This window comes from Halorussus salinisoli (genome assembly GCA_005239435.1).
GTDB lineage: Archaea > Halobacteriota > Halobacteria > Halobacteriales > Haladaptataceae > Halorussus > Halorussus salinisoli.
Window position 1 is genome coordinate 82,191 of record ML241305.1, and the last position, 10,077, is coordinate 92,267.

Genomic DNA, 10,077 nt, shown 5'->3' on the forward strand with positions numbered 1-10,077 from the left:
TGACGGAAGATTTTATATCTGTCGTCCACTCGAACGCACATGGACGCCGCGGACCCTCTCGCCGACACCCTCGCGGTCTTCGACCGCGGAACCTCGCCTTCGGCCCCGTACACGACGAACGAGGTCGCCGACGCTCTCGACTGCTCGCGCCGGACCGCCTACAACCGACTCGAACGACTGGTCGAGCGCGGCGACCTCGAAACCAAGAAGGTCGGCGCTCGCGGCCGGGTCTGGTGGCGACCTCCCGGCGAGTCGTCCGGAGTGACGGCGGTCGAAGGGGCCGTGACCGACAGCACCGACCAGAAGCCAACCGAGGACGAACTCCGCGAGAGCAGGTGGCGCTTCCGGTCGCTCGTGGAAGCCGTCGACGAGTACGCCATCTTCCGTCTCGACCCGGAGGGCCGAGTCGTAAGCTGGAACCAGGGGGCCGAGCGCATCAAGGGGTACGACCGCGAGGAGATAGTCGGCGACCACGTCTCTACGTTCTACACCGACGAGGACGCCGCCGCGGGCGTCCCCGAGAAGAACCTCGCCGACGCCGCCGACCGGGGAACCGTCGAGGACCAGGGTTGGCGGATCCGAGCCGACGGGTCGCGGTTCTGGGCCGACGTCACTATCACGGCTATCCACGACGCCGGAGAGCTCGTCGGGTACGCCAAAGTCACCCGCGACATGACCGAAGACCGATACGCCGAGGTCGAGCGCAAACTCCTCTACTCGACCACGCGCTCCATCGCCGCGGCCGAGACGTTCGAGGGCGGCCTGCGCGCCACCCTCCAGGAGGTCTGCGAGGCGACCGACTGGGAGTTCGGCGAGGCGTGGGTGCCCGACGGGGACGGTCCCCTCGAACGCGCCTCGGCCGACTACGTCGAACGCGAGGACCTCGAACCGTTCGCGGCGGCCTCGGAGTCGTTCACCTTCGAGCGCGGTGAGGGTCTCCCGGGTCGGGTCTGGGCGTCGGGCGAACCGGAGTGGATGCGCGACGTGACCGACTACTCGGCGGCGACCGCCCCGCGAGTCCGGCAGGCCGACCGCTTCGGCATCGAATCCGCGCTAGGGGTCCCCATCACGACCGACGAGGGCGTGGTCGCGGTTCTCGTCCTCGGTATGACCGACTCGCGTTCCGCCGACGAACGGATGGTCGAACTCCTCTCGTCGGTCTGCACGGAACTCGGCGAACTGATCGAACGCCAGCGAGCGGCCACCGCGCTGGACCGCGAGACGGAACTCACCGAGCGGATTCTGGAGGCGAGTCAGACCGGCATCTCGGTGTTCTCGGCCGACGGGAACGTCGTCAGGTCGAACCGGCGGATGGCCGACGTCGTCGGCGTGCCATTCGACGAGATGGAGCGCTACACCGCGGGGGAACGCGAGATGACGAACCGCGACGGCGAGACCGTTCGCCTGGAGGAGAAACCGGTCAGGGAGGTGTTCGAAACGGGCGAGTCCGTCGTCCGACGCGAGGTCCGGATAGAACTGCCGGACGGCGAACCTCGGTGGGTGTCGGTCACTGCCGTCCCCCTCGAAGACGACGAGGGCGAACTGGAGCGAGTCGTCGCCACCGCCAACGACGTGACCCGTCTCAAGGAACAGACCCGGCGACTCGAACGCCAGCGCGAGGACCTGCGGCGCGAACTCGACGACGTGTTCGAGCGCGTCGACGACGCCTTCTACGCGCTGGACGACGACTGGCGGTTCACCTATCTGAACGACCGAGCCGAGACGATGCTCGAATCGCTGGATATCGACCCGCTCGGTCGGCGCATCTGGGACGTGATTCCGGAGTCCGTCGAACCGACCCTCCGCGAACAGTACGAACGAGCGATGGCGACCCAGACGAAGACCGACTTCGAGATCTTCTCCGAACCGTTGGACGCGTGGCTGGAGTTCCACCTCTACCCCTCCGAGTCCGGCCTCTCAGTCTATTTCCGGGACGTCACCGAGCGCAAGGAGCGCGAGCGCGAGTTAGAACAGTACGAGCGCATCGTCGAGACGGTCGAAGACGGCGTCTACGTCGTGAACGACGACCGCGAGTTCGTGCTGGTCAACGACGCCTACGCCGAGATGGTCGGCTACGACCGCGAGGAACTCCTCGGAAGCCCGGTCTCGCTGGTGGCCGACGACGAGGGCCTCGAAACCGGCCGCGAGATAGAGCGAAAACTCGAATCCGACGGCGACGACCTGACGACTGCCGAGGCCGACCTCCGAACCGCCGACGGCGAGCGCGTCCCGACCGAGGCGACGTTCTCGCACCTCCCGGCCGACGACGGAACGCACCGCGTCGGCGTGGTTCGGGACGTGACCGAGCGCAGACAGTTCGAAGAGACGCTGAAGGCGCTTCACGACTCCTCGCGTCAACTGCTCGGTGCGGGGTCGAAGGCCGAGGTCGGCGACGTCGTGGTCGGGGCGGCGACCGACGTTCTCAACCTCTCCGGCGTCCTCGTCTACCGTTACGACGACGACGCGGGCCGACTCCGGCCCGCCGAGCAGTCGGTCGAAGCCGATGTCATGCGCGAGGACTTCCCCGAGATCCCGGCCGACGACAGCAGTATCACCGGGACCACCTTCGCCGACGGCGACCCCGCTCACTACGACGACATCTGTACGGTCCCGAACCTGAGCGTCGACCCGGCGGACACCGAGATGCGGGCGGGGTCGTTCGCGCCGATGGGCGACCACGGCATCCTCGTCGTCGGGTCCAACGAGGTGGGCGAGTTAGACCCCCGGACCCGCCAGTTGGTGGAACTGCTCGCCGCGAACGCCGAGGCGGCCTACGACAGGGTGGGACGCGAGGAGCAACTCGTGCGCCACCGCGAGCAGTTGACCGCGCTCAACAACCTGAACGCGGTCGTCCGCGACATCAACGAGGCGCTGGTCCAGCAGTCCACCCGCGAGCAGGTCGAGCAGGTCGTCTGCGACCGCCTCGCCGACTCGGACTCGTACGCGTTCGCGTGGTTCGGCGAGGTAGACCCCCGGGCCGAGACCGTGACCCTCGGCGCCGAGGCCGGGGTCGAAGGCTACCTCGACGACGTGACGATTTCGGTGGACCCGGACGACGAGACGGCCCGCGGTCCGACCGGCAGGGCCGTCGAAACGCGAGAGATCCAGGTCACGACCGACTGCCTCAACGACCCCGACTTCGCTCCCTGGCGTGAGCAGGCCAAAGAGCACGGCTTCCGGTCTTCGGCCGCGATTCCGGTCGTGTACGAGAACACGCTGTACGGGGTCCTGGGCGTGTACGCGGACCGGGTCGGCGCTTTCGAAGGCGAGGAGCGCCGGGTCGTCAGCCAACTCGGCGAAGTCGTCGGCCACGCGATAGCCAGCATCGAACGCAAGCGGGCGCTGATGAGCGACGAGGTGGTCGAACTCGAGTTCCGGATTCGGGACCTGTTCGAGACGGTGGGTCTCCCCGAGACCGAGGGGGCCATCTCGTTCGACCGGACCGTGCCGGTCGGCGACGGCGAGTTCGTGGTGTACGGCACCGCCACCGGTGACGCGATGGAGACGCTGACGGCACTGACCGACAGACTCCCCCACTGGGAGGACGTGTCGGTGATACGCGAGGAGTTCGGCACCACCACGTTCGAGGCCCGACTCTCGGAACCGCCGGTCGTCTCGGTGGTCACGTCCAACGGCGGCTACATCGACGAGGCGACTATCGAGGACGACTATCACATGACGCTCCACTTCCCACCGGCCGTCGACGTTCGGAACGTCGTGGAGCGAATCAGGGACGCCTACCCGACGGTCGAAGTCGTGACCCGCCGGCAGGTCTCCCGGTCGGGCGAGTCGCTCCGGCGACTCGACGAGGTGCTGGCGGACGAGATGACCGACCGCCAGCGCAACGCGCTGGAGGCCGCCTACTTCGCCGGGTTCTTCGAGTGGCCGCGCGCGAGCAGCGCCCAAGAGGTGGCCGACTCGCTCGACGTGGCCGACGCGACGTTCCACCAGCACGTCCGACTCGCCGAGGAAAAGCTACTGAGCGCGCTGTTCGAGGAACCCGCCAGCGGCCTCAGGTGAGCGAAACGCGAGTCAGTCGAGGACGTCGGCCAGCGCGTCCATCGTCCGCTCGACGCGCTCGTCGTCGGCGTTGTAGCCCATGTGACCGACTCGAAGCACGTCGTCGGCGAGTTCGCCGAGGCCGGTCGCCACGACGACGCCGTGGTCGGTTTCGAGTCGTCGCCGGAGGTCGGCCGCTCGGCCCTCGACCTCGAACGCGGTCACGGTCGGCGAGCAGAGCGCCTCGGCGTCGGCGAACGGTTCCAGACCGAGGTCCCGGCCGCGCTCGCGGCACTGCCGGGCGACCGCCTCGTGGCGGTCGTAGACGTTCTCGACGCCCTCGTCGAGCAGTCGGTCCAGCGACGCCTCCAGCGCGTAGAGGTTCGAGATCGCGTGGGTGTACGGCAGGTGTGGCGGGTCGTCGTCGGGCAGGTCGACGTCCCGCCACGGTTCGAGGCTGGTGTAGAAGGTGTCCTGTTCGGTCGCCTCGACCTTCGCCCACGCGCGGTCGCTGACCGAGAGCGTCGTCAGTCCCGGCGGGGAACTGAAGCACTTCTGGGACGCGCCCAGACACACGTCGATGGCGTCGGTCGGCACCTCGGTCCCGCCGAGCGACGACACGGCGTCCACAATCGTCACGACGCCCGCCTCGTCCAACAGGTTCAGAATCTCTCCCAAGTCGTTGAGGAGACCGGTCGGCGTCTCGCAGTGGACCATCGTCGCGGCGGCGAAGTCGTGGTCCTCCACGACCGCTTTCACCGCCTCCACGTCGAACCCCGAGTCGAAGGGCGCGTCGTGGACCACGGTCTCGCCGCCGTGCATCTCCACGAAGTCCGCGAACCCCTCGCCGAAGATGCCGTTGGCCAGACACAGCACTTCGTCGCCGGGTTCGACCAGCGAGGCGACGCTGGCTTCGAGTCCGAGCATCCCCTCGCCGCTCAACACGAGCACGTCGTCGTCGGTGTCGTAGACGCGCCCGACCTTCTCCAGCAACTCCTCGTAGTACGACGAGAACCGGGCTTCCACGTCGGGGTTGACGATAGGGCGACTCATCGCCTCCCGCACGTCCGGCGGGACGGCGGTCGGTCCGGGCGTCATCAGCAGTTCGTCGCGGTCTTCGACCATGTGACGGCGTTGGACGCCGACCATCTAAAGGAATCGTGTTCGAGCGAAGACGGTGTGAGGTCACGCTCGCTCGCGGTTGCACCGCTCGCATCCCGCCGCGATGCACCCCCGACGGTCTCACTCCGCTCTCCGACGACCCACCCATCTAAGAATAGTTTTCGGACATAGATATAGTAGTTAAGAATAGGAGTATATAGTTCAGCGGATAGAACAGACGAGTGTCTGATACTTCGACGATGCCGTGACACTCGTCACCGACGCGACGCGTCGGCCACCGCGGAATCACCGCCTAAACCGACGAGTACGGCGGAATATCCGCATACTCTACTGAAATTTTAAATAATCTATCGGCAATTAGATTTATACCGAGACTATCGGAAAGACCAATACATAAATGAGAGATGAAAGTAGTAGCGAGGCGACAGCCGAAAGGGAGGCGGCCGATTCCGGGGGCCGTTCGTTGTGGAGTCGATTCGTCGCGTGGGTGACGCCAGCGGCGATTCGTCGGCGGTACGCGGCGAAGTTCACGCTCTCGATTACGCTGATCATCCTCGTCGTCGGTGCGGCGGGCGCGACGACCTACGTGGACGCGAGGGACATGGCGCGCGACGAGGCGGCCGCGGAAGTCGAATCGGCGGTGACGCTACAGGCCGACTCGCTGAGTCGCTGGATACAGGGGCTGCAGACCCAGACCCGGACGCTCTCGGCGCGGACGTCGCTCGCCGAGGGCAACCGGACCGAGAAACGACAGCGGCTCAAGGCGGCGATGAATCGGTCGTCGAACGGGGCCAAGGCGATGTATCTGGTCGACACCGAGCGGGGTATCGTCGTCGCCAGCACGAAGCAGACCGTCGAAGGCTGGTCGCTCGACCGTGTGGAGATGCCGTGGTCGAACGAGTCGGTCGCCGCGTCGTTCGAGGGTGACGACGACGTGTGGACCTCCCACGCCTACGTCTCGAAGACGACGTCGTACACCGACGAGGACTCGCCGTGGTACACGGACGACCACAAGTACATGGCGGTCGCCAGCCCCGTCGCCGGTGACGACGACGCGTATCTGGTCGTCGCGGGCGGTATCGACGACCGAGTGGCGCAACTCCACCAGCCAGCGACGAACCAGACGACGTGGATAGTCGATACCGACGGCGAGACCGTGCTGGAGAGCGACGAGACGAACGTCTCTTCGGCGGGAATGCTGACCGGCGGCGACGGCGGGGTCTCCGAAATCGGCGACGACTCCGCGACCGGCGGGGACGGCGGCACGGCCTCGGAGGTCGGCCTTCGGGAGCAGGGCGACTACGTTCTGGCCTACTCGCCCATCGAAGGCACCGACTGGGTGGCCGCGACCGCGATAGAAAAGCAGGAGGCCTACGCCCTGAGTACGGCCGTCGGGCGGAACATCGGACTCCTCGTGGGCGCGAGTCTGCTCTCGCTCCTCGGTGTCGGACTCGTCCTCGGGCGGCGGACCGTCCGACCGCTGGCGGACCTGCGCGAGCGGAGTCGGCGCATGGAGCAGGGCGAACTCGACGTGGACCTCCGGACCCGGCGCGAAGACGAGTTCGGTCGGCTCTACGCGGCGTTCGCCAGCATGCGCGACGAGTTGCGCGACCAGATTCGGACGACCGAGCGACTCAACAGCCACCTCGAACGCAAGGCCGACGACTACCACGGCGTGATGGAGGCGTGCGCCGACGGCGACCTCACCCGGCGGATGGACCCCGATAGCGACAACGAGGCGATGACCGCCATCGCCGAGGCGTTCAACGAGATGATGGCCGACATCGAGACGACGATGGCCGACCTCGCGGCGTTCGCCGACGAGGTGGCCGACGCTAGCGAGGTCGTGACCGCCTCCTCGGAGGAGGTGTACTCGGCCAGCGAGCAAGTCACCGAGTCGATTCAGGAGATCTCCGACGGTGCCGACAGCCAGAACGAGCAGTTGCAGACCGTCGCGGACGAACTCAGCGGCCTGTCGGCGACGACCGAGGAGATAGCGGCCTCCTCGAACCAGGTCGCCGAGTTGGCCGCCGAGACCGCCGAGACCGGCCGCGAGGGGCAGGAGGCCGCACAGGACGCGATTCGCGGTCTGGCCGAGATAGAGGCCGAGTCCGACGAAGCGGTCGCCGAAATCCAGCGACTCGAAGACGAGGTGACCGAGGTGGACGAACTCATCGAGTTCATCCGGGAGATCGCCACCCAGACAAACATGCTCGCGCTCAACGCCAGCATCGAGGTGTCGCGGTCGAGTACCGACGGCGGGAATCCCGAGGGGTTCGCGGCGGTAGCGAACAAGATAAAGGACCTCGCCGAGGAGGCCAAAATCGCGGCCGAGGACATCGAACAGCGCCTCGACCGCATCAAGGCCCAGACCGAGCGCACGGGCGAGGAGGTCCAGTCGGCGAGCGAAAAGATTTCGGAACACACCGACTCGATAGCCCGCGCCGTGGACGCCCTCGAAGAGATCGCCGACTACGCCCAAGAGACCAACACCGGCATCCAGAACATCAGCGAGGCGACCGAAGAGCAGGCCGACGCGACCGAGGAAGTCGTCGCCATGTTCGATGAGGTGGCCCGAATCAGCGAGGAGACGACCGCGGAGGCGTCGAACGTCGCCGCGGCCGCCGAAGAGCAGACCTCCGCCCTGACCGAAGTCTCCCGGTCGGCAAACGACCTGACCGCGCAGGCCGAGGGCCTGTCGGAGGCCCTCGCCCGCTTCGAGACCGACGCCAGCGTCGATAGAACCGGCGCTATCGTCGATACGACCGACGCCACTGTCGATAGGTCGCTCGCCGACGAGACCGACCTGCCGACCGAAATCGCCGCCGACGAAGGGGTTGCGCTCCCGGCGGACACCGATTCCGGAGCGATTCTCGACGGAGAGAGTCGAGACGAAAGCGACGACGCGGGCGACGAGGACGAACCCGACGAGGCGGGCGATGGAGACGAACGCGACGACGCCGACGAACGACCCGTCGAGTCGCCGGACTCGACGTAGCGGAATCTCGTTCTCTATCGTTCGACCGTGTGCCGGACTCGTCGATGCTCTCGCTTCGTGTTGACGTTCTCGACCGAGGTTGCGAGCGACACGTCCGACGGGGCGGCCGGAATCGGGACGGTCGTCGGGGCCGACAGCGCGTCCAGAAGCGTCTGGAGGCCGTCGTCGGGCCGAAGCCGACTCCGAGCGTCGGCCACCGCGTCCCGTCGATAGAACGCGTGCAACGGTTCGCGCCCTCCGTCCGGATGCACCGGGACGAGCGCGTCCGGCGGCGAACGGGTCGTCCGGAGGCGGTTCGCGAGCCACGCTATCGCCGCCGGGCGGAGTCGCGGCATGTCGCACCCGGTCAGGAACAGCCACTCGGTGTGGACCGCGGAGAGCGACCCGTACAGCCCCGAGAGCGGTCCCCCGAACGAAGTCGCGTCGAAAGCGAATCTCGCGTCGGCGGCCGACTCCAGTCCCGCTTCGACGGTGGCGCGCTGGTCGTCGTCCTTCACCGCGACTAGCGGCGAGTCGTCCGCGACGGCGCGAACGGTTCGGACGGCGCGTTGGACGTAGGTATCGCCGTCCACGACTGCGACCGCCTTGTTCGTCTCGCCGAAGCGTCGGCTGTGACCGCCCGCGAGGACGACGCCGGTAAACGGGGGAGAGGTGGAGTCTGCGAAACGAGGGGAGTCCGCGGGACGACCGGCGTCTCCCGTCATGGCGCTCAGGGGTGAACCGCCCGGAGTACCCACTTCTCGAGGCCGCGTCGCTCGACCGTGAACTCCGGGAGTGCGTCGGTCGGTTCGCCCTCCCTGCCCGCGAGGTCGGTCAGGAACTCCCCCACGGGAGTCGGGTCGCGGTCGCTCACGAGGTAGAGCGGTTCGCCCGAGTCGAGACCCTCGAACGCTTCGCGGACTCGCTCGACTCGTTTCTGGGCTTCGAGGCCGCGGATATCCACCGGGTCGTCGGGGAGTTCGAGACGCTCGACGGCTTCCAACCGGTCCGTAACCGTCTCGGCGAGTGCGACGAACGCCTCCGGAGCAGTCTCCGGTTCCGGCCGAGTCTGCAAGTCGGGCGAGAACGGAAGCCGAGCCAACACCGGCACGTCGAGGCCCTCCGAGGGCGACTGGCCGGGGAACATGTCGTGGTCCCGGTCGCACCCCTCGCAGACGAAGTGGTCCATGTTGACGACCGTCCCGAGGACCGGGACCCCGTTCTCCTCGAACAGGCGGCGACTCCGCCGGGTGTCCTCGACGCTGGTGTGGAACGGCGTCGTGACGAAGACCACGCCGTCGATGGGGACCTCCTGAAGTGTGGTCAGTAGCACGTCGCTGGTACCGGGCGGCAGGTCGATGACGAGGGTGTCGGGGTCGTCCCACGCGGTGTCGGCGAAGAGGTCCGAGAGCGCGTCGTGAGCCATCGCGCCGCGCCACGCCAGCGGCCCGCCCTCGGTCATCAGGCCCACGCTCATGACCTCCATTCCCCCGACGGTGGCCGGAATGGGATTGTCCTCGTCGTCGGACAGGATGGGGCCGTCCACGTCCAGCAACGAGGGGACGTTCGGCCCGAATATGTCGGCGTCAAACAGTCCCACCTCGCGGTCGGCGGCGAGCGCGCAGGCCAACTGGGTAGCGACGGTGGTCTTGCCGACCCCGCCCTTCGTGGACGCCACGGCGACCACGGTGTCTATCTCCGCGATGGAGACCCGGCCGTCGGTGTCCGGCCCGGCGGGTTCGACGTGGGCGCTCTCGACGCCCGGCACGTCGTGGACCGCCGCGAGCAGGGTCCGCATCACCTCGTCGGTCGTCCGGGGGTCGAACTGGTGGAGGTCAGCCCCGACCGTGACCGCGTTGTCCTCGACTTCGATGTCGGCTATCAGTCCGGCCTCGAAGACGTTCGTTCCCGTGCGCGAGTCCTCGACCGCTCGGAGCGCGGTCTCCACGTCGTCCTGTAGTTGCGTTTCGGAGTTCATG

5 protein-coding genes are annotated in these 10,077 nt (G+C 67.4%); 2 read left to right on the top strand and 3 right to left on the bottom strand.

Translation table 11 applies throughout. From position 1 onward, the window contains the following. Positions 1 to 39: 39 nt before the first annotated feature. The gene (locus E2484_RS00495; RefSeq protein WP_137283274.1) at positions 40 to 4,020 is read left to right on the top strand and encodes a PAS domain S-box protein; all 3,981 of its coding nucleotides are present in this window, start codon (positions 40 to 42) and stop codon (positions 4,018 to 4,020) included. Positions 4,021 to 4,032: 12 nt separating this feature from the next. Here the strand turns inward: E2484_RS00495 and E2484_RS00500 are convergent, their stop codons facing one another. After that, positions 4,033 to 5,124 (bottom strand): pyridoxal-phosphate-dependent aminotransferase family protein, encoded by a 1,092-nt coding sequence (locus E2484_RS00500; RefSeq protein WP_137283275.1) that lies wholly within the window; start codon positions 5,122 to 5,124, stop codon positions 4,033 to 4,035. A 394-nt stretch (positions 5,125 to 5,518) separates the two neighbouring features. Here E2484_RS00500 and E2484_RS00505 point away from each other — a divergent pair, with 394 nt between their 5' ends. Continuing rightward, on the top strand, positions 5,519 to 8,119 hold the full coding sequence (locus E2484_RS00505; protein ID WP_137283276.1) for a methyl-accepting chemotaxis protein: 2,601 nt from the start codon (positions 5,519 to 5,521) through the stop codon (positions 8,117 to 8,119). A 14-nt stretch (positions 8,120 to 8,133) separates the two neighbouring features. Here the strand turns inward: E2484_RS00505 and E2484_RS00510 are convergent, their stop codons facing one another. Further along, positions 8,134 to 8,823, bottom strand: coding sequence for a molybdenum cofactor guanylyltransferase (locus tag E2484_RS00510; RefSeq protein WP_137283277.1), 690 nt, complete (start codon positions 8,821 to 8,823; stop codon positions 8,134 to 8,136). Positions 8,824 to 8,828: 5 nt separating this feature from the next. Beyond that, positions 8,829 to 10,076, bottom strand: coding sequence for a P-loop NTPase (locus tag E2484_RS00515; protein ID WP_137283278.1), 1,248 nt, complete (start codon positions 10,074 to 10,076; stop codon positions 8,829 to 8,831). Position 10,077: the final 1 nt, after the last annotated feature.

Bases quoted from the DNA above. Each gene is read 5' to 3' on its own strand.
- E2484_RS00495 (WP_137283274.1), top strand. From the start codon at position 40: ATGGACGCCGCGGACCCTCTCGCCGACACCCTCGCGGTCTTCGACCGC.
- E2484_RS00500 (WP_137283275.1), bottom strand. From the start codon at position 5,124: ATGGTCGAAGACCGCGACGAACTGCTGATGACGCCCGGACCGACCGCC.
- E2484_RS00505 (WP_137283276.1), top strand. From the start codon at position 5,519: ATGAGAGATGAAAGTAGTAGCGAGGCGACAGCCGAAAGGGAGGCGGCC.
- E2484_RS00510 (WP_137283277.1), bottom strand. From the start codon at position 8,823: ATGACGGGAGACGCCGGTCGTCCCGCGGACTCCCCTCGTTTCGCAGAC.
- E2484_RS00515 (WP_137283278.1), bottom strand. From the start codon at position 10,076: ATGAACTCCGAAACGCAACTACAGGACGACGTGGAGACCGCGCTCCGA.